Consider the following 17,977-nt stretch of genomic DNA (forward strand, 5'->3'; position numbering starts at 1 on the left):
CGGCGAAAAATCGCCGCCGCATTTTTCGCCGTGGCGTTACATTCGCGCGGTCAAGTCCAGGCACACGCAGCGATGCCCGGTGTTGCCGGTTCGGCCAGGCGGGATCAAGGCTGGACGTAGCCCGGCGGGTTGACCTCTTCCACCCACAGGTCGACGCCGAGCTTGGCCCCCGGTATGCAGTCGTACACCGACAAATCGGTGACTCCGGATTCCACCAGAACGTCCTCGCACAGCACCGAGTTGCCCGTGTATTCGCGGGAAGGCCTGTTGAGGATGACGTAGGCCGCATCGGCGTACACGTCGGGCTTGCGGGCGCGCGCCATCGCCTCGTCGCCGCCGAGCAGGTTCTGCACCGCGGCGGTGGCCACCAGGGTGCGCGGCCACAACGTGTTCGACGCGATCCCCTCGTCGCGCATCTCCTCGGCGATCCCCAGCGCGCACAGTGTCATGCCGAATTTGGCCATCATGTAGGCCGTCGGCTTCAGCCACTTCTTGTCCAGCAACACCGGTGGCGACAGCGTCAGAATGTGCGGGTTCTCCCGACCCGTCATATGTGGGATGCACGCTTGCGACACGGCGTACGTGCCGCGCACCTGGATGCCGTTCATCAGGTCGAAGCGCTTCATCGGGACCTCGGTGATGGACCCGAGGTTGATTGCCGAGGCGTTGTTGACGCAGATGTCGATGCCGCCGAACTGCTCGGCGGTCTGGGCGACCGCGGACTCGACCGAATCCGGGTCACGGACATCCCCCACGATCGGCAGGGCCTGACCGCCGGCTTCCTCCAGCTCTTTGGCGGCGGTGTACACCGTGCCCGGCAGCTTCGGGTGGGGTTCGGCGGTCTTGGCGATCAAGGCGATGTTGGCACCGTCCTGTGCGGCGCGTTTGGCGATCGCCAGGCCGATGCCACGACTGGCGCCAGAGATGAACATGGTCTTGCCGTTAAGGGACATGGCGTCACACTAACGTGACCGGCGACCCATCCTAATTGCGGGACGTCCCCGGCGCCTCGGTAGCTCGATGAGCCTCCAGGGGCCCCGCCCGGAGGTGTGGCTCGGAAATAGGGTGCCTGCTCACGCCGTTGATTGATGCGGTCCGTGCGGACCGAGGCACATGCTGTCGGTCGCGACCTCTACATTGGGGGAAGGGAGCCCGGTGTCAACTGCGACGAGCCTGCTATGTGAGGAGCAGTTGGATCGCTTCCTTGCGAATCCGGCATCGCCCTTGGCGTTGTCCGATGGCACCGCAACCGAAGGGACCGTGTTAATCAAGATGGCCGACATCGATGGCGAGACCCGGTCGGAGGTTCCCGGTCCCCAGCCACATGCGGAAACCGACGAGCAGCTGACCGCGCGCTTCGAGCGCGACGCGATTCCACTGCTCGACCAGTTATATGGTGGCGCGCTGCGCATGACCCGTAATCCGGCCGATGCCGAAGACTTGCTGCAAGAGACCATGGTGAAGGCATACGCGGGATTCCGCTCCTTTCGGGAGGGCACCAACCTCAAGGCTTGGCTGTACCGGATCCTGACCAACACCTACATCAACAGCTACCGCAAGAAACAGCGTCAACCCGCGGAGTATCCGACCGAGGCGATCACCGACTGGCAACTGGCTGCCAACGCCGAGCATTCCTCGAGCGGGCTGCGTTCGGCTGAGGTCGAGGCGCTCGAGGCGTTGCCCGACTCCGAAATCAACGAGGCGCTGCAGGCGCTGCCGGAGGACTTCCGGATGGCGGTCTACTACGCCGACGTCGAGGGTTTTCCATACAAGGAGATCGCCGAGATCATGGATACCCCGATCGGGACGGTGATGTCGCGACTGCACCGCGGTCGACGTCAGCTGCGGGCTCTGTTGGCTGACGTCGCCAAAGAGCGGGGCTTTGTCCGCGGTGACCAACCCCACGAGGAGGTGTCGTCATGAGCGATGTAGTCAGCTCAAGCGACTCGAGTCCGGACCGCGAGGACTCCCATGGTTACGTTGGCTGTGCGCAGGTAATTGCCGAGGTATGGACCCTCCTCGACGGTGAGTGCACAGCGGAGATCCGCCAGAAGCTACGCCAACACCTCGAGGACTGCCCCGGCTGCCTGAAGCATTACGGGCTGGAGGAGCGGATCAAGCTGCTGATAGCAACCAAGTGCAAAGGCGAGAAGGCACCCGAGGGCCTGCGCGAGCGGGTGCGGCTGGAGATACGCCGGACAACCATCATCCGTCGTAGCGAGTGATTACCCGGCTCCTCCTCAGACCGCTACGCGGTCTGCATCGTTGCGCTACGCGGTCTGCATCGTTGCCGGGTTAGGAGTTCGGGCGCTTGCCGTGGTTGGCCTTGCTGTGCTTGCGGTCGCGCTTCTTTCGGCCACGCTTGGCCATCACCGAACCTCCGTATCGAGTCCGAAGCGGGCAACTCGGGCCCGCGGTTGGGGTCCAGTGTCTCACGCGGTCACCGACGCGGTAGTGGTAGCCCGCGCGCCGCAACCCTCGCAGGCCTTATGGTTCGATGTACATGAGCTGATCGCAGCCCGACAGACCAGCAGTCAGCATGGGAAATGGCCGGAACGAGTGGGGTGAAGATGTCCGAGGATGTTCGCGCCGAGATCGTGGCCAGCGTGCTCGAAGTCGTGGTTAGCGAAGGCGACCAAGTCGGCAAGGGTGACGTCGTGGTGCTGCTGGAGTCGATGAAGATGGAGATTCCCGTCCTGGCCGAGGTCGACGGCACCGTCAGCAAGGTAAGCGTGGCCGTGGGCGATGTCATCCAGGCCGGCGATCTCATCGCGGTGATCAGTTAGCCGTTGGACCCATACCCGCCAACCGGGAGCGACTCGGGAGTTCTTGATGTCCACTCTCGGTGACCTACTGGCCGAACACACGGTCCTGCCGGGCAGCGCCGTCGACCACCTACATGCGGTGGTGGGGGAGTGGCAGCTCCTTGCCGACTTGTCGTTCGCCGACTATTTGATGTGGGTTCGTCGCGACGACGGCGTGCTGGTATGCGTGGCGCAATGCCGGCCCAACACCGCTCCGACGGTGCTGCAGACCGACGCGGTGGGCACCACCGTCGCCAGCGACAAGCTGCCGCTGATTGCCGAGACTTTCGCGTCAGGCACCGCCAGATGGGCGGCCGAATGTCATTCGGGCGAATTGCCAGGTCCCAACGTTGCGGCCTCCCCGGTGCGGTATGGCGGCCAGGTGGTGGCGGTGCTGACGCAGCATCAAACGGCGGTGGCGGCACAACGAGCGTCCGGCCACCTCGAGACGGCCTACCGGGAGTGCGCTATCGACCTACTGCACATGCTGTCCGAGGGCACATTTCCCGACGTCGGTGACGTGGCTATGTCGCGTTCGACCCCCCGTGCTGGCGACGGCTTCATTCGGTTGAACGTCGACGGTGTGGTGGCCTACGCCAGCCCCAATGCGCTGTCGGCCTACCATCGGATGGGCCTGACCACGGAATTGGAGGGACACAACCTGGTCGAGGTCACCAGGCCGCTGATCTCAGATCCGTTCGAGGCCGAAGAGGTGGCCGAGCATGTGCGCAACCTGCTGACCGGCGGGCCCAGTATGCGGATGGAGGTCGACGCCGGCGGTGCCACGGTGCTGCTGCGGACGTTGCCGCTGATGGTCCACGGCGCCAGCGCCGGTGCCGCCATCCTGATCCGCGACGTCACCGAGGTGAAACGGCGAGACCGGGCCCTGATATCCAAGGACGCGACGATCCGGGAAATCCACCACCGGGTGAAGAACAACCTGCAGACGGTAGCGGCGCTGCTGCGGCTGCAGGCCCGGCGGACCGCCAATGCCGAAGGTCGGGAAGCCCTCATCGAGTCGGTGCGTCGGGTGTCGTCGATCGCCTTGGTCCACGACGCGCTGTCGATGTCGGTGGACGAGCAGGTCAATCTCGACGAGGTCATCGATCGGATTCTGCCGATCATGAACGACGTGGCGTCGGTGGACCGGCCGATCCGCATCAACCGGGTAGGTGACCTCGGTGTGCTGGACTCCGACCGCGCGACGGCCCTGATCATGGTGATCACCGAATTGGTGCAGAACGCGATCGAGCACGCGTTCGACCCTGCCGCTCAAGGTGGGTCTGTGACGATTCGAGCCGAGCGCTCGGCGCGTTGGCTCGATGTCGTGGTTCACGACGACGGACGGGGTTTGCCTGAAGGGTTCAACCTGGAGAAGTCCGACAGTCTCGGTTTGCAGATCGTGCGGACGCTGGTCTCAGCGGAATTGGACGGTTCCTTAGGTATGCGCGAGGCTCCTGAGCGCGGAACCGATGTGGTGTTGCGGGTGCCGATCGGGCGGCGGGGCCGGTTGATGGTGCAATGAGGGCGCAACAATACGGCCCCGACATTTGCCGGGGCCGTAGAGCTGTGCTACCGAGTCGTCAGACTCCGCTACGGGCCTTGGTCCGGGCGTTGCGGCGCTTCAGCGCACGCCGCTCGTCTTCGCTCATGCCGCCCCAGACGCCCGAGTCCTGGCCGGTGTTCAGGGCCCAGCTGAGGCATTCCGTGGTCACCGGGCACCGATTACAGACCAGTTTCGCGTCAGCGATCTGCGCGAGCGCGGGGCCGCTGTTCCCTACCGGGAAGAACAGCTCCGGATCTTCGTCACGGCAGACCGCCTTGTGGCGCCAATCCATTAGTCACTACTCCTCACTAAACGCGCAGCAAGGCGCACGGGCATTTTCCTTGGCTTAACGCGTGCACAAGAAAGGTATCCGTACCCCTACATGTCTCTGCATGCAACCTTTTGATCGTTTCACAGGCTCAACAGATGTCAATAGTGTTACGTAGCGCGTGGGCTATCTCACTTTGACGTTCTCTTACGAAAGCCCTTACTCATTTGTACTACACTGCCTCCCAATTGTGCCCCACATTTGCGTCGCAAGCTTGTCACGGCTTAGATCGCCGCAGGTCAGAACCATTTTTTGGGGGGTGGGGCGACCACTGCCAACGCGTCGGGAACCGCCCGGAACGTCATGGACTGACGCTCGCCGAGGTAATCCCCGTCGAACTGACAGGCAACCGGAGCCGCGGTACTGGTGACCCGTACGCACGCCACGTCATCGTCGGTGATGAGATGCTTGAACTCGAACTTCGGCCTCTTGGCGAACATCTGCCGGACGATACGCAGCGTCGGGATCGTCTTCACGGTCGTGAGGGCGAACACACCCAGGCCGGACTCGAACGTGCAGCCGGGATTGGTCCACACCGGCCGGTCGTTTGCGTAGGTCCACGGACTCGAGTTGGACACGAAGACGAAGCTCACCCCGGGAATCGGCTCACCGCCCGGAAGTTCCAGCGTAAGAACGGGTTCGCGATTCCGGTAGCGCAGCACGGCGGGAACCGCGGCCCGGATGTAGCGCCACGCCGTGACTTTGCCACCTTTGCTGCGTTCGGCCTCGACGGCCGCGACAACCTCGGCGTCAACGCCCATTCCGGTGTTGAACACCGCCCACCGGTCACCGCAGTCGATCAGTCCGATACGGCGCCACTGTGGACGCCGGCAGTAGTCGTCGAGTAGCTGGATGAGCTGGTTGGTGGCAGCAATCGGGTCGCGCGACATTCCCAGCGCTCTGGCCAGGACGTTGGCAGAGCCACCGGGTACCACCCCGACCGCCGGTATGGGGCCCGACGGGGTGGAACCCGGGCGGCCCAGCATGCCGTTGACCACCGCGCTTACCGTGCCGTCGCCGCCGTGCACGACAACCACGTCCACCCCGGCGGCGACGGCCGCTTGCCCGAGTTCGGCACCGTGTCCGGCGTAATTGGTGTGCTCGACAGTGAGTTGGAGACGGCTCTTGAGTGCGTGGGCGACCAGGTCGCGGGCGGCCGGTGTGATGGAAGTGGCGGTGGGGTTGACGATCAGCACGGCGCGCATGAGGCATGAGCCTAGGCCGTGCGACGATGCGGGCCGGTGGGGCCCGTTGAGGAGCGGCTGGGCCAGCGACCGCAGGGGCTCACATCCGCCACATTGCCTCATTGGACGCACGGTGGCCGGCGTCCTTTTGCCCAGCTTTCCGCGACAACCGCACCGGTGTCACGCTGTGATGAGTGTCGGAGGTGATGGCGAGTTGTCGCTCGGGGCTGGGCAAATTGGGCACCTCCCGCCGTAGCGGCTCGCGTGACAATTGCGACTAAAGTGACACGATTGGCTAGTGAGTTCCAACTGAAGCGCGGCGACGGTCCCCCAACGCTGCTCTGGCTACGCTGATGCTGTGACTGCTCCGACCACCGTGCGCTGCGCGGGACTGATCGTCGCAATGCAGGGCACGACTGCCCTGGTGATCGCTGCGGTGTTGGTAGTGCGTGGGTTCGCAGGGGCCGATCAGCACGTCGTCAATGGCCTCGGAACCGCGGTCTGGTTCGTGCTTATTGGTGGCGGGGTACTGGCCGCCGGATGCGCCCTGGTGGCCGGCAAGCGCTGGGGCCGCGGCCTGGGCGTGTTTACCCAGCTACTACTGCTGCCGGTGGCGTGGTATCTGACGGGGGGCTCGCACCAGCCCATGTTCGGGATCCCGATAGCGATCGTGGCGCTGACCGTTCTGGCACTGCTCTTCAGCCCGCCGACGCTGCGCTGGGTGGCCGGCAGCGGTCACCGCGGTCCGGCCAACGCAACCAAGCCCGGCCCGGAAAGCCGATAGGTGGTCCACTCGCGCTGCGGCTGTCCACCGATGCCGTCATAGAGGGCTACGGCATCGGAGGCATCGGAGTTCGAGTTCAGCACGGCCCAGGACAGCCGTGTGTAGCCGTTGTCGAGGCATTCACCGGCCAGTGTGGCCAGCAGCCTGCGGGCCAGGCCACGGCGGCGAAAGCTCGGCCGCACATAGAGGTCTTCCAGGTAGATGCCGGCGACACCGTCCCAAGTGGAGAATTTGAGGAACCACAACGCCATTGCCGCGATGTGGCCGTCGCTCTCGACAACATGCCCTCGAACCGTCGGGCAAGGGCCGAAAAGTGCTGCAAACATTTGTTTTTCGGTGACAGTGCATTGATCGGCGGCGCACTCGAATTCCGCGAGATCGTGAATCATGGCCACGATATCGGCGATGTCGTCCGGGATGGCGCGGCGGATGTTCTCGGTCACTGCTGCACTCCCAATGCGGTCAGCATCGTCGCGAATTTCGTTGTGGTTTCCTCAACTTCGTCATCAGGATCGGATTCGGCGACGATTCCACCGCCGGCGTGGGCGATCGCGGTACGACGGTCGGCTGACAGCTGAGCGCAACGGATCGCAACCACCCACTGGCCGTCACCGCGCGCGTCGCACCAACCTACGGTGCCCGCATAGAAGCCGCGGTCGCCTTCCAGCGCCGCAATGAGTTCGCCGGCAGCGCTCGTCGGGACGCCGCCGACCGCGGGCGTGGGATGTAGTGCGAGCGCCAAATCGATTGCGGTAGTGGAGGTGTCGCGGAGCAGCGCGGTGATCGGGGTGCACAGGTGCCAGACCGCCGCCGTGCGGTTCAGTTGGGGCTCGGAGGCGATTTGCAGGTCGTCGCACAGTGGTTCCAGGGCGGCGCACACCGTGTCGATAACCAGCTCGTGCTCGTGACGGTTCTTGGCCGAGCCGGTCAGCGCGGTCGCGTTGGCGGCGTCGACGTCGGGGTCGACAGCACGGGGGGCTGAGCCGGCGAATGGTTGGCAGCTGACCCGATCGCCTGATCGCGCGACCAGCAGTTCCGGGCTGGCGCCCACCAGCGCCGTCCCAGCGTAGTCGGCACCGGCGGAGGTCAGGTCGACGAGATAGCCATAAGACGCTGGATCTGCCGTCATCAATCTCTGCAGAATGCCACGGGCGTCCAGCGGAGCATCGGCTACAAGCCGCAGCGAACGGGCCAGTACCACCTTGTGCAGCGGATTGTCCGGAGCAGCAAGGCAATCCCGCGCGTAGCTGATTCGGGCGCGGTGGTCGGCGAGCGACGGGACGGCGCCGATGATGTGAACCGCCGGCAGCGGGCCGGTTGGCCAGCTGGGCAGTGCTTTGAGGCGTTGTACGCTCTCCGGGGCCATCAACGCAGCGGGTCTGCTGACGTCGAAAGGTAACGCCCCCAATATCATTGGCTCCTTTCCGCAGCGCAGCGCCGCTTGCGCAGCGTCCACCTCGCTGTAACGGGTACGCACCCCGTCGGCAACAAGAGTTCGTCCGGGTTCGCAGAGCGCGAAGGGCGGCTCAAGGGGGCTCAATTGCCGGGACGCCCCTTCACTCCGAGCGCGCATAGCTGGCGTATCCCGTGTTCGAACCCGCAGATGCTGACCGAAGCGGTGTGCATGTAGAAGCGGCTGCCCTCGACGAGCGGTAGCTCGACCCAGCGGGTGATCACCGCCCGCGAAAAGTGGCTGTGGCCGACGAACACGACGTCGCGTGACGCCAGGTGTTCCAGTGCCAGCGCGACAGCCCGGTCAGCGCGCTCGCTGACCTGCGCGACGCTCTCACCGTCGGGGCATCCGTGCGTCCACACCAGCCAGTCTGGTTCGACCTCGCGGATCTGGGCGGTCGTCAGCCCCTCGTAGGCGCCGTAGTCCCATTCGGCGATCAGTGGAGATATCTCGTCGACCGTCAGCCCGGCCAACTCGGCGGTGGTCAACGCCCGTTTACGTGGGCTACTGATCACCAGTGGGTTGTCGAGTTCGAGTTCGCCCAGAGCCTTTCCGGCCAGCTCAGCCTGTATCCGGCCGGCTTCGGTCAACTCGATATCGGTTCGGCCAGTGTGCTGGCCCGAATTCGACCACTCAGTGTCGCCGTGGCGGACCAGCAGCAGCCGGTGTTCGTGTATGCCCATGCCGACCGATTGTGCCGGACGACATGCCGGACCCGTCGCCCCTACCAGACTGCCGGGGACATGCCAGGATGGCACTGTGACGGAGACCCGGGTACTGGCGGTGGCCAACCAGAAGGGCGGGGTGGCCAAGACGACGACGGTCGCCTCGCTCGGCGCGGCGATGGTGGATAAGGGTCGGCGGGTGCTGCTCGTCGATCTCGATCCGCAGGGTTGTTTGACGTTCTCGCTTGGCCAGGACCCCGACAAGCTACCGGTGTCCGTGCACGAGGTGCTGCTCGGGGAAGTGGAGCCGAACACCGCGCTGGTGACCACCATGGAAGGAATGGCGCTGCTGCCGGCCAACATCGACTTAGCCGGCGCCGAAGCGATGTTGTTGATGCGTGCCGGCCGCGAGTATGCGCTCAAACGGGCGCTGGCCAAACTCTCCGACCAGTTCGACGTGGTCATCGTCGACTGTCCGCCGTCGTTGGGTGTGCTCACGCTCAACGGACTCACGGCCGCCGACGAAGTCATTGTTCCGTTGCAGTGCGAGACGCTGGCCCACCGTGGTGTTGGACAGCTGCTGCGCACCGTCGCTGACGTTCAGCAGATCACCAACCCGAATCTGCGGTTGCTGGGGGCATTGCCGACACTCTATGACTCACGAACCACCCATACCCGCGACGTACTGCTCGATGTCGCCGATCGCTACGGCCTGCCGGTGCTGGCCCCGGCGATTCCGCGCACGGTGCGCTTCGCCGAGGCCAGCGCATCGGGCTCGTCGGTCATGGCCGGGCGGAAGAACAAGGGGGCGGTGGCCTATCGCGACCTGGCCCAGGCGCTACTGAAGCACTGGAAGTCGGGCAAGCCGCTGCCCACCTTCGCGGTGGAGCTTTAGATTTAGCCGCCCGGCGGCAGGCTCAGCCCAACGCCACCACGGCGCCGCCACGCTGCTCGATCACCCTCGATCCCACAACCACCGGGATCACCGCCGAGCCGCTCGGCTGACGGTCCACCGGGATGTAACGGTTGTTGGCGCCGCTGACCGGATCGTAGACACCGATGGCGCCGGTGACCGGCACGATCAGCTGACCTGCCATCATCACCCCCGGTCCTAACGGCGCCGCCGTCTCCCCGGCGGCAATGGTGTAGCGCTGAGTCAGTTTGCCGCTGTCGAAAACCAGCAGTGCGTCGCCGGTCCACCACGTCACCAGGTTGCCACTCTGCGACACCGTGGCCTCGGGTGACGGCGGCCTGGGCAGCAGCGTGCTCGCCACGGTGGTCCCCGTCTCGTCGACCACCTCGACTCGTGGCTGCGCGCCGGATTGACCGGGCAAGTACACCGCGGTGTTGTTCTGCGAGACGATCAGCACCCGAGCGCCCGATCCCGGCCGAATCCCGGGTTCGGGCACGATCCGCTGTTCCGGTTCGTCCTCTTCCTTGCCCGGGCGCAGCAGGACCAGCCGCAGATCGGCCTGGTTGGCGCAAGCCTCGAGAACCGCCACCGATGACGAACTGGCCGCGGCCGATTCCAGCGTGCATCCCGAGTGCAGACCCCGGTTCGACGGTTTCACCCGGGCGTCGGTCTCGCCGTAGGACAGCATCCGGACCATGTCGGATCGCCACAGTTCCAGGCGGGTATTGCCGGCCGACAACACCGTCGTGCCGTCAGAGGACAGGCGTACCCGCGGGTCGGCGTAGCTGCTGCGGGCGGGTCCGCGGCGTCCGGTCGACCCGTCGATTGTGCTGACCTGGCCGCAGCCGCGGTCGTCGCGGTAGACGGCGACGGCGTAGCGGTAGACCCAGGTCACCCCGCACAGGCCGGTGTCGCGGGCGTAGCTCCAGAGCGTCTCACCGGTGGCCGGATCTCGCCCGTCCACTTGGCGTCCGTCGCCGGTGACGACGGTCCCGCCGACCACGACGGGGACGCGACTGGCCGGACTGGGGGCGCTCCAGAGCTGCTTCAGTGCGGCCGGGACTTCCCGGGCCGGCGTGGGGTTGGGCACCGGAGTCGCAGCCGGCCGGCTGATGGTGGCCCGGGCGTCGCTGGTCCACCAGATCAATGCCGCAGCCACGGCAACCACCACGACGATGGCCGCGGCGGCCAGGATATCGCCCCTGGTGCGCCGCTCCGGTTTGACCATGCTCGAGCGTCGGCCTCAGTTGGCCGAGGCGGCGGCGTTGTCGGCCACGCAGGCGGGCTTGCGGCGCCGGCGCCGGCGCCGGGTGGCCCCGCCGTTCGCTGCGGGAGAGCTCGACGCGGAACCGGAACCCGGCTCTGCCGCGGCCTCATTCGCCGGGCTGGTGGCGGGATGCCCGGTGATCGGTTTGCCGCCGCGGGTGCGCTGCCGACGCCTCGCGCCGGAGCGAGCGGCTACCGACTGCCGGCCTTCCTGATCGGTGGCGCGGCGCTTGGGCTGCGATCCGCGCGGGGGACCGACGGCGGCCGCGGCCTCAGCCGGGATGGACAGCTCGGCATACAAGTGCGGTGAGCTGGAGTAGGTTTCGGCGGGGTCGGGAGAGCCCAGCCCCAGTGCCTTGTCGATCATCGTCCAGCGGTCCAGCTCGTCCCAGTCCACGAGGGTGACCGCGACGCCGGTGCGTCCGGCCCGGCCGGTGCGCCCGATGCGGTGGACGTACATCTTCTCGTCTTCGGGGCACTGGTAGTTGATGACGTGGGTGACGTCGTCGATGTCGATGCCGCGCGCGGCCACGTCCGTGGCGACCAGCACGTCGATCTCGCCCGCGCGGAAGGATTTGAGCGCCTTCTCGCGGGCCACCTGCCCGAGATCACCGTGCACGGCGCCCACCGCAAAACCGCGTTCGTTCAGCTCGTCGGCAACCTTCTGGGCGGTGCGCTTGGTGCGGGTGAAGACCATCGTCGCGCCGCGGTCCCGGGCCTGCAGAATCCGGCTGACCAGCTCCACCTTGTCCAGGGCGTGGGCGCGATAGACGAACTGCTCGGTGGTGTCGTGCACGGCCAGGGAGTGCGGTGCCTCGGCTCGGATATGTGTCGGCTGGACCATGAAGGTGCGGGCCAGGGTGATGATCGGGTCCGGCATGGTCGCCGAGAACAGCATCGATTGCCGCTCGGCCGGGATCTGCCGCAGGATGCGCTCGATGTCGGGTAGAAAGCCCAGGTCCAGCATCTCGTCGGCTTCGTCGAGCACCAGCACCGACAGTCCGCCCAGCTGCAGGTGGCCCTGCTGGGACAGGTCCAGCAGCCGGCCCGGGGTGCCCACGACGACGTCGGCGCCGGCGCGCAGCGCCTCGACCTGGGGCTCGTAGGCCCGCCCCCCGTAAATGGAAACCACCGCCAAGCGACGGGTTTCCTCGGCGGTGAGGTACTTGGCCGCGGTGGCGAGGTCATCGGTGACCTGCAGGCACAACTCGCGGGTGGGCACCACCACCAAGGCCCGGGGGGTGCCGGTGAGCGGCCGCACCGCGGTGTCGGAGGTGATGCGCTGCAGCAGTGGTACGCCGAACGCGAAGGTCTTGCCCATGCCGGTTCGCGCTTGGCCGATCACGTCATCGCCGGCCAGCGCCAACGGCAGGGTGAGTTCTTGGATGGCAAAGGGATGCTCAATGCCCTTTTCCCGCAGTGCGCGCACAATTTCGTCGCGGACTCCAAGTTGGGCAAAGCTGTGTTCGGTTGTGCTTTTGAGTGCGGTCATTAGGGGGGTGAAGAGCCTTTCGGTGACGAGTATCGGTCTGGTGTCGGTACTTCTTTGTCGCGGTTCATCGCGCGCACGAGTTCCGACTCCGATATGTCGCCGAGAGGCCGGCCCGCTGCTCGATCTGGGCGGGCGCAGCTACGTGCACGCACATTTCCGGTAGCAGCAGCACAGATCCAGCCACTACCAAATCCCATGATAGCCGGTTGGCCAACTGCCACCGGTATGCGAGTGGTTCCGGCGACTAGAGTGTTGCCATGACTTCGCCCACATCCGCCGATCAGGTGGCCGATTCGACCAGGCCACGGTTACCGGCGGACCATCCCGGCGTCAACGAGTTGTTCGCGCTGCTGGCCTATGGCGAGGTGGCGGCCTTTTACCGGCTGACCGACGAGGCGCGGATGGCGCCGAATCTGCAAGGGCGGATCTCGATGGCCAGCATCGCGGCCGCCGAAATGGCTCACTACGAGCTCTTGCGCGACGCGTTGGAATGTCGGGGTGTCGACGTGGTGCCGGCGATATCGAAGTACGTGTCGGCACTGGAGAATTACCACCGGCTGACGATGCCGAGTACCTGGCTGGAAGCCCTAGTGAAGACCTACGTCGGTGACGCGCTGGCCGCGGACTTGTACCTACAGATCGCCGACGCACTACCCGACGAGGTTGCCGACATAGTGCGGGCGGCATTGGCGGAGACCGGGCACTCCCAGTTCGTGGTCGCCGAGGTACGTGCGGCGGTCACCGCCAGCGGCAAACAGCGCAGCCGGCTTGCGCTGTGGTCACGCCGACTGCTGGGCGAGGCAATCACGCAAGCTCAACTATTGCTGGCCGACCACGACGAGCTAGTCGACTTGGTGGTAGCGGGCTCCGGTGGCCTGGGCCAGCTCAGCGCCTTCTTCGAGCGTCTGCAGCAGACACACGACCAACGGATGCGCGAACTCGGTCTGGCCTGACCGCTATCAGCGGGTGCACGTCGCCAGGATTGAGTTGGTGGTCGAGGCCACGACCGGCTGACCCTGGGCATTGACGATCACGCAGTTGAGACGACTGTAGATGCTGGTCGCGACCACCGACTCGGTCTGCACGCCGGGGTTCAACACCACCATCTTCGTCCACGGCAGCGCCACATTGAACTCGGTGACGGGAAAGCCCCGCTCGTCGGTGTAGACGACGTTGACGATGTCGAGGAGCTGCTTGGTCCCGGTCACGCTGTAGAAGACGGCACGGGGACTCAGCGCCGCCGACGGTGGGGTGCCCGGCTGCGGCGGCGCGGCGGTCGGGATTCGGGTCGGCGCAGCGCTGGGAATCGTCACCGTGGTGACGGTCTCGGGGGCCAATTGCGGCGCCGACGTGCCGGGCCGTGCGCTTGTGCTCGGCGGCGGACTCGGTGACGTGCTGGGTGGGGCCGTCGTCCGTGGCGTGGTGGAAACCACCGTCCGCGGCGTCGGCGCCCCCACCGTCGCTTTTGTCGTGGCGCTGTCGCCGCTGTTGATGATGACTGCGGTCGCGACGGCGCCGAGCGCCACCACCGCGCCGAGGATTGCGGCGACGGGGCGCCACCGACTCTCGGTCGACCAGACCAGCTCGCCGTAGCCGTCGTCCTCGTAGCCGGAGTCGTCGGAGCCGCAGTCGTCGGCGGCTTGGGTGTCATAACCGTCGTCATCCAGGTAGCCCCGGACGTCGCGGGAGTCTCGAGAGTCTCGCGAGTCCTGGTACAGGGTGTGGTACATGTTGCTGATGGGCTGATGTTATCGACGCCCACGATGACGGTCCGGTGCCAGTTGGCGTGTCGGGCCGAGTTAGACCCAATCGTGATGATGGCGCTACGGGCTGGGGGTACGGTCGGCGCCGGCGGCGTCTACTAGCCTGCTGCTGAAACGCCTGCGACTTCAATACCAACGGAAGGGGCCCCCGTGGAGGTCAAGATCGGTATCACGGACAGTCCGCGCGAGCTGGTCTTCGCCAGTGCACAGACCCCCGCTGAGGTCGAAGAACTCGTCAGCGCAGCGCTGCGTGAGGATTCGGGTCTGCTGAGCCTCAGCGACGACCGGGGCCGTCGGTTCCTGATTGATGCCGCCAAGATCGCCTATGTCGAAATCGGCGTCGCCGACGCCCGCCGGGTTGGGTTCGGAATCGGCGCAGACGCCGCGCGCAGCTAGGAGCGGGCAAGCGGCACGTGCGACAGACCGCCCCAGGCGAACTGCACGGTGCCTTCGACGGCGTCCGACTTGGAAATGGGGCGGTCGGAATCCAGCCAGTACCGGGCGCAGTCGACGCTCATGCCGACCAAGCCCACCGCGATCATCCGGGCGCGGTGCGGGTCCAGGCCCGAGTCCTCACTGATCAGGGCGAACACCGCGTCGATGCATGATTCGGTGGCAACACGCACCTGCGCGGCGACCTCGGGCTCGGTGACATAGTCGTTCTCGAAGATCAGCCGGTACCCCTGGCCGTCGTGATCGATGAAGTCGAAGAATGCCTGCACCGCCGCGTGTAGGCGGCCGCGGTTGTCGGTGGTGGTGCGCAGCGCCTGCTGGACGCCGCACACCAAGTTGTCCACATGCCGCTTGAGCACCGCCAGATACAGTTCCAGCTTGCTCGAAAAGTGCTGATACAGAACAGGTTTGCTAACACCAGCGCGGTCGGCGATCTCATCCATGCCAGCGGCGTGGTAGCCGCGGTCGACAAAGACATCGCTAGCCACGACAAGCAACTGGCCACGGCGCTCATCGCGGGGCAGCCGATTGCCTTTGCGGTTCTGGGCCGGAACCTCCACCGGCCGCATCCGGTCGGCCGATCGGACGGCGCGCCGTTGTGCAGCTTTGGCGAGATCGCTCATCGGTCCTCAATCTGATCGTGCTGATTCGCGGGCAACTTGCCATCCCCGCGCCCGCACGGTGTATCGCAAGACATTACTACCCGAGGCGCCCGCCGATCCGAACAGACATTGTCGACGCTGGTTGAAGGGCTCCGGCCGGCGTATTCGGGCGCGCCAGGGGTGGCAGTCACGGCCGACTGTGCCATCCTGGGGAAATGACGTCCACCCGCCCGCCGGGCAGCACCGCTCGGGTGCCGGTGCTGCGCGAGCCGTGGCGTGAACCGCTGCGGGCCCAGCGTGACCCGCTCGGGCAGGCCGCCGGACGGCCGCGCGTTGACCGCGACAGGCCGCGCCGATGGCGCAAACAAACCTGGCTGGGGCGGTTCGTGTCGACCTATGGCTGGCGCGCGTATGCGCTGCCGATCCTGATGGTGCTCACCGCGGTGGTGGTGTATCAGACGGTGACGGGGACGACGTCACCCAGGTCGGCGGTGGCCGCCACCATTCATGACCCGCCCTCCATCGGTTCGGTGGGGACGGCGATCATCGACACGCCGCCTCGCGGTCTGGCCGCATTCGATGCCAACCTGCCGGCCGGAACACTGCCCGATGGTGGCCCCTTCACCGAAGTGGGCGAAAAGTCTTGGCGCATGGTTCCTGGTACCACGCCGCAGGTGGGGCAGGGTACGGCAAAGGTCTTCAAGTACACCGTCGAGATCGAGAACGGGTTGGACCCGACGATGTACGGCGGCGACAACGCGTTCGCCCAGATGATTGACCAGACGCTGGCCAATCCCAAAGGCTGGACCCACGATCCGCAATTTGCGTTCGTCCGGATCGGCGCAACCGACAAGGGAAAGCCCGACTTCCGCATTTCGCTGGTGTCACCGCTGACGGTGCGTGAAGGGTGCGGTTACGAGTTCCGGCTCGAGACCTCCTGTTACAACCCGTCTTTCGGAGCGGACCGGCAAGCGCGCGTCTTCATCAACGAGGCACGCTGGGTGCGCGGAGCCGTGCCGTTCGAAGGCGATGTCGGGTCCTACCGGCAGTACGTGATCAACCACGAGGTCGGTCACGCCATCGGGTACCTGCGTCACGAGCCGTGTGACAAGCAGGGTGGACTGGCGCCGGTGATGATGCAGCAGACGTTCTCCACGTCCGACGACGATGCCGCCAAGTTCGACCCGGAGTGGGTGAAGGCGGACGGTAAGACTTGCCGATTCAATCCCTGGCCGTACCCGATCGCCTGACCGGGGGCCCGGCGCTGGCGCTGCAAGCTCGACGTTCGAACGGCCCGTGCAGCGGGACGATGACGTCGACCCCGGGAAACAACACCGCCGGTCCAGGTGTTGATCTCATTGCCGTCGATTCGGACAGCTGCTGTGATGGGTCATAGACAGTGCCCTGACAGTGCCCTGATAACCGCCTGCACAGAGGAGATGTTCGGTGTCGACATCCCAGATATCACTGCCGCCCCTAGTTGAGCCCGCACCAGCGCTGAGCCGTGAAGAGGTGGCCCGTTACAGTCGCCATCTCATCATCCCCGACCTGGGTGTCGACGGGCAGAAGAGACTCAAGAACGCTCGGGTGCTGGTAATCGGGGCCGGCGGCCTCGGCTCACCGACGCTGCTTTATCTGGCTGCCGCAGGTGTTGGCACCATCGGCATCATCGACTTCGACGTCGTCGACGAGTCCAATCTGCAGCGCCAGATCATTCATGGTGTCGCCGACATAGGACGGTCCAAAGCCCAGTCGGCACGTGACTCGATCATCGCGATCAATCCGTTGATCGACGTGCGACTGCACGAGTACCGGCTGGAGCCCGCCAACGCCGTAGAGCTGTTCCGGCAATACGACCTGATCCTGGACGGCACCGACAACTTTGCCACCCGGTATCTGGTCAACGACGCCGCGATCCTGGCCGGCAAACCGTACGTATGGGGTTCCATCTACCGCTTCGAGGGCCAGGTGTCGGTGTTCTGGGAGGACGCGCCCAACGGGCTGGGGCTCAACTACCGCGACCTGTACCCGGAGCCACCGCCGTCCGGCATGGTGCCCTCCTGCGCTGAAGGCGGCGTGCTGGGCATCATCTGCGCCTCGATCGCGTCGGTGATGGGCACCGAAGCGATCAAGCTGATCACCGGGCTCGGTGAGACACTGTTGGGCCGGTTGATGATCTACGACGCGCTGGAGATGACCTACCGCACGATCAGGATCCGCAAGGACCCGTCGACGCCCAAGATCACCGAGCTGGTCGATTACGAACGGTTCTGCGGCGTGGTGTCCGACGATGCCGCTCACGCGGTCAGCGGATCGACGATCACCCCGCGGGAATTGCGCGCGCTGATGGATTCCGGCAAGAAGCTGGCGCTGATCGACGTCCGCGAGCCCGTGGAGTGGGACATCGTGCACATCGATGGAGCGACACTGATTCCGCAGTCATCCATCAAGTCGGGTGAGGGTCTGGCCAAGCTGCCCCAGGACCGGATGCCGGTGCTCTACTGCAAAACGGGTGTGCGTTCCGCCGAGGCGTTGGCCGCGCTGAAGAAGGCGGGTTTCTCCGATGCGGTCCACTTGCAGGGCGGGATCGTGGCGTGGGCCAGGCAAATGCAGCCCGACATGGTGATGTACTGAGCCGGATACCGGCCGTCGGTCCAGACGGCCGCTCGTGAGCCGTATTTGTCGGGCTCCTCAGCGGGTCGTGTCGACCCGCATCATCACCCG

The 17,977-nt window shown here is 65.7% G+C and carries 21 protein-coding genes; 10 read left to right on the top strand and 11 right to left on the bottom strand.

What is annotated here, in order from left to right; all coding sequences use genetic code 11:
* Positions 1 to 104 precede the first annotated feature (104 nt).
* Positions 105 to 953: an SDR family oxidoreductase gene (locus tag AWC07_RS05440; protein WP_036416176.1), complete on the bottom strand. Its 849-nt coding sequence runs from the start codon at positions 951 to 953 to the stop codon at positions 105 to 107.
* A gap of 319 nt (positions 954 to 1,272) precedes the next feature.
* On the opposite strand from AWC07_RS05440, the gene AWC07_RS05445 reads away from it, so the two are divergent.
* Both AWC07_RS05445 and rsrA read left to right on the top strand, forming a co-directional pair.
* On the top strand, positions 1,273 to 1,923 hold the full coding sequence (locus AWC07_RS05445; RefSeq protein ID WP_167380018.1) for a sigma-70 family RNA polymerase sigma factor: 651 nt from the start codon (positions 1,273 to 1,275) through the stop codon (positions 1,921 to 1,923).
* Positions 1,920 to 2,225, top strand: a complete 306-nt coding sequence (gene rsrA, locus AWC07_RS05450; RefSeq protein WP_036416178.1) for a mycothiol system anti-sigma-R factor — start codon at positions 1,920 to 1,922, stop codon at positions 2,223 to 2,225. Before AWC07_RS05445 ends, rsrA begins: the two co-directional genes overlap by 4 nt.
* Positions 2,226 to 2,295: 70 nt before the next feature.
* On the opposite strand, the gene AWC07_RS29700 is transcribed toward rsrA, so the two are convergent.
* Positions 2,296 to 2,370 carry a 50S ribosomal protein bL37 gene (locus tag AWC07_RS29700; protein WP_085976515.1) on the bottom strand — a complete coding sequence of 25 codons (75 nt, stop codon included), beginning with the start codon at positions 2,368 to 2,370 and terminating at the stop codon, positions 2,296 to 2,298.
* Positions 2,371 to 2,570: 200 nt separating this feature from the next.
* On the opposite strand from AWC07_RS29700, the gene AWC07_RS05460 reads away from it, so the two are divergent.
* Positions 2,571 to 2,786, top strand: coding sequence for a biotin/lipoyl-binding carrier protein (locus AWC07_RS05460; RefSeq protein WP_036391739.1), 216 nt, complete (start codon positions 2,571 to 2,573; stop codon positions 2,784 to 2,786).
* 46 nt (positions 2,787 to 2,832) lie between these two features.
* Positions 2,833 to 4,329, top strand: a complete 1,497-nt coding sequence (locus AWC07_RS05465) for a sensor histidine kinase (protein ID WP_085104984.1) — start codon at positions 2,833 to 2,835, stop codon at positions 4,327 to 4,329.
* Positions 4,330 to 4,387: 58 nt separating this feature from the next.
* On the opposite strand, the gene whiB1 is transcribed toward AWC07_RS05465, so the two are convergent.
* Both whiB1 and AWC07_RS05475 read right to left on the bottom strand, forming a co-directional pair.
* Complete coding sequence (gene whiB1 / locus AWC07_RS05470) at positions 4,388 to 4,642, bottom strand: transcriptional regulator WhiB1 (RefSeq protein WP_023371700.1); 255 nt, start codon at positions 4,640 to 4,642, stop codon at positions 4,388 to 4,390.
* Positions 4,643 to 4,917: 275 nt separating this feature from the next.
* Positions 4,918 to 5,883 carry a diacylglycerol/lipid kinase family protein gene (locus tag AWC07_RS05475; RefSeq protein WP_036412948.1) on the bottom strand — a complete coding sequence of 322 codons (966 nt, stop codon included), beginning with the start codon at positions 5,881 to 5,883 and terminating at the stop codon, positions 4,918 to 4,920.
* Between the two features lie 382 nt (positions 5,884 to 6,265).
* On the opposite strand from AWC07_RS05475, the gene AWC07_RS05480 reads away from it, so the two are divergent.
* Positions 6,266 to 6,646 (top strand): hypothetical protein, encoded by a 381-nt coding sequence (locus AWC07_RS05480; protein ID WP_051507970.1) that lies wholly within the window; start codon positions 6,266 to 6,268, stop codon positions 6,644 to 6,646.
* Here AWC07_RS05480 and AWC07_RS05485 read toward each other — a convergent pair.
* The 3 genes from AWC07_RS05485 to AWC07_RS05495 are packed head-to-tail and all read right to left on the bottom strand — an operon-like array spanning position 6,598 to position 8,782.
* Positions 6,598 to 7,089: a GNAT family N-acetyltransferase gene (locus tag AWC07_RS05485; protein ID WP_036412953.1), complete on the bottom strand. Its 492-nt coding sequence runs from the start codon at positions 7,087 to 7,089 to the stop codon at positions 6,598 to 6,600. The genes AWC07_RS05480 and AWC07_RS05485 overlap by 49 nt on opposite strands.
* Complete coding sequence (locus tag AWC07_RS05490) at positions 7,086 to 8,219, bottom strand: isochorismate synthase (RefSeq protein WP_051507971.1); 1,134 nt, start codon at positions 8,217 to 8,219, stop codon at positions 7,086 to 7,088. Before AWC07_RS05490 ends, AWC07_RS05485 begins: the two co-directional genes overlap by 4 nt.
* A complete protein-coding gene (locus AWC07_RS05495; protein ID WP_085104985.1) occupies positions 8,183 to 8,782 on the bottom strand; it encodes an acid phosphatase in 600 nt (199 codons plus the stop codon). The genes AWC07_RS05490 and AWC07_RS05495 overlap by 37 nt, the downstream gene beginning before the upstream one ends.
* Before the next feature lie 76 nt (positions 8,783 to 8,858).
* On the opposite strand from AWC07_RS05495, the gene AWC07_RS05500 reads away from it, so the two are divergent.
* The gene (locus AWC07_RS05500) at positions 8,859 to 9,659 is read left to right on the top strand and encodes a ParA family protein (RefSeq protein WP_036416015.1); all 801 of its coding nucleotides are present in this window, start codon (positions 8,859 to 8,861) and stop codon (positions 9,657 to 9,659) included.
* Positions 9,660 to 9,681: 22 nt separating this feature from the next.
* Here AWC07_RS05500 and AWC07_RS05505 read toward each other — a convergent pair whose 3' ends face one another.
* Positions 9,682 to 10,905 carry an Rv3212 family protein gene (locus AWC07_RS05505; protein ID WP_036416014.1) on the bottom strand — a complete coding sequence of 408 codons (1,224 nt, stop codon included), beginning with the start codon at positions 10,903 to 10,905 and terminating at the stop codon, positions 9,682 to 9,684.
* A gap of 15 nt (positions 10,906 to 10,920) precedes the next feature.
* Complete coding sequence (locus AWC07_RS05510) at positions 10,921 to 12,435, bottom strand: DEAD/DEAH box helicase (RefSeq protein WP_036416013.1); 1,515 nt, start codon at positions 12,433 to 12,435, stop codon at positions 10,921 to 10,923.
* A 257-nt stretch (positions 12,436 to 12,692) separates the two neighbouring features.
* Between AWC07_RS05510 and AWC07_RS05515 the strand changes: the two genes are divergently transcribed.
* Positions 12,693 to 13,388 (top strand): ferritin-like fold-containing protein, encoded by a 696-nt coding sequence (locus AWC07_RS05515; protein ID WP_036416012.1) that lies wholly within the window; start codon positions 12,693 to 12,695, stop codon positions 13,386 to 13,388.
* A gap of 6 nt (positions 13,389 to 13,394) precedes the next feature.
* On the opposite strand, the gene AWC07_RS05520 is transcribed toward AWC07_RS05515, so the two are convergent.
* Positions 13,395 to 13,961 (bottom strand): threonine AND proline RICH protein, encoded by a 567-nt coding sequence (locus AWC07_RS05520; RefSeq protein ID WP_139829558.1) that lies wholly within the window; start codon positions 13,959 to 13,961, stop codon positions 13,395 to 13,397.
* A 387-nt stretch (positions 13,962 to 14,348) separates the two neighbouring features.
* On the opposite strand from AWC07_RS05520, the gene AWC07_RS05525 reads away from it, so the two are divergent.
* A complete protein-coding gene (locus AWC07_RS05525) occupies positions 14,349 to 14,594 on the top strand; it encodes a DUF3107 domain-containing protein (RefSeq protein ID WP_036416010.1) in 246 nt (81 codons plus the stop codon).
* Here the strand turns inward: AWC07_RS05525 and fasR are convergent.
* Positions 14,591 to 15,274, bottom strand: a complete 684-nt coding sequence (fasR, locus tag AWC07_RS05530) for an HTH-type transcriptional activator FasR (protein WP_036404283.1) — start codon at positions 15,272 to 15,274, stop codon at positions 14,591 to 14,593. The two genes, AWC07_RS05525 and fasR, sit on opposite strands and share 4 nt — an antisense overlap.
* Positions 15,275 to 15,468: 194 nt before the next feature.
* On the opposite strand from fasR, the gene AWC07_RS05535 reads away from it, so the two are divergent.
* Together AWC07_RS05535 and moeZ are read left to right on the top strand one after the other, a co-directional pair.
* The gene (locus tag AWC07_RS05535; RefSeq protein WP_051508106.1) at positions 15,469 to 16,503 is read left to right on the top strand and encodes a DUF3152 domain-containing protein; all 1,035 of its coding nucleotides are present in this window, start codon (positions 15,469 to 15,471) and stop codon (positions 16,501 to 16,503) included.
* A gap of 211 nt (positions 16,504 to 16,714) precedes the next feature.
* Entirely contained in the window at positions 16,715 to 17,887 is a 1,173-nt protein-coding gene (gene moeZ, locus AWC07_RS05540) for an adenylyltransferase/sulfurtransferase MoeZ (protein WP_244187498.1), read from the top strand.
* Positions 17,888 to 17,977 lie beyond the last annotated feature (90 nt).

The organism is Mycobacterium gastri (genome assembly GCF_002102175.1).
GTDB classification, from domain to species: domain Bacteria; phylum Actinomycetota; class Actinomycetes; order Mycobacteriales; family Mycobacteriaceae; genus Mycobacterium; species Mycobacterium gastri.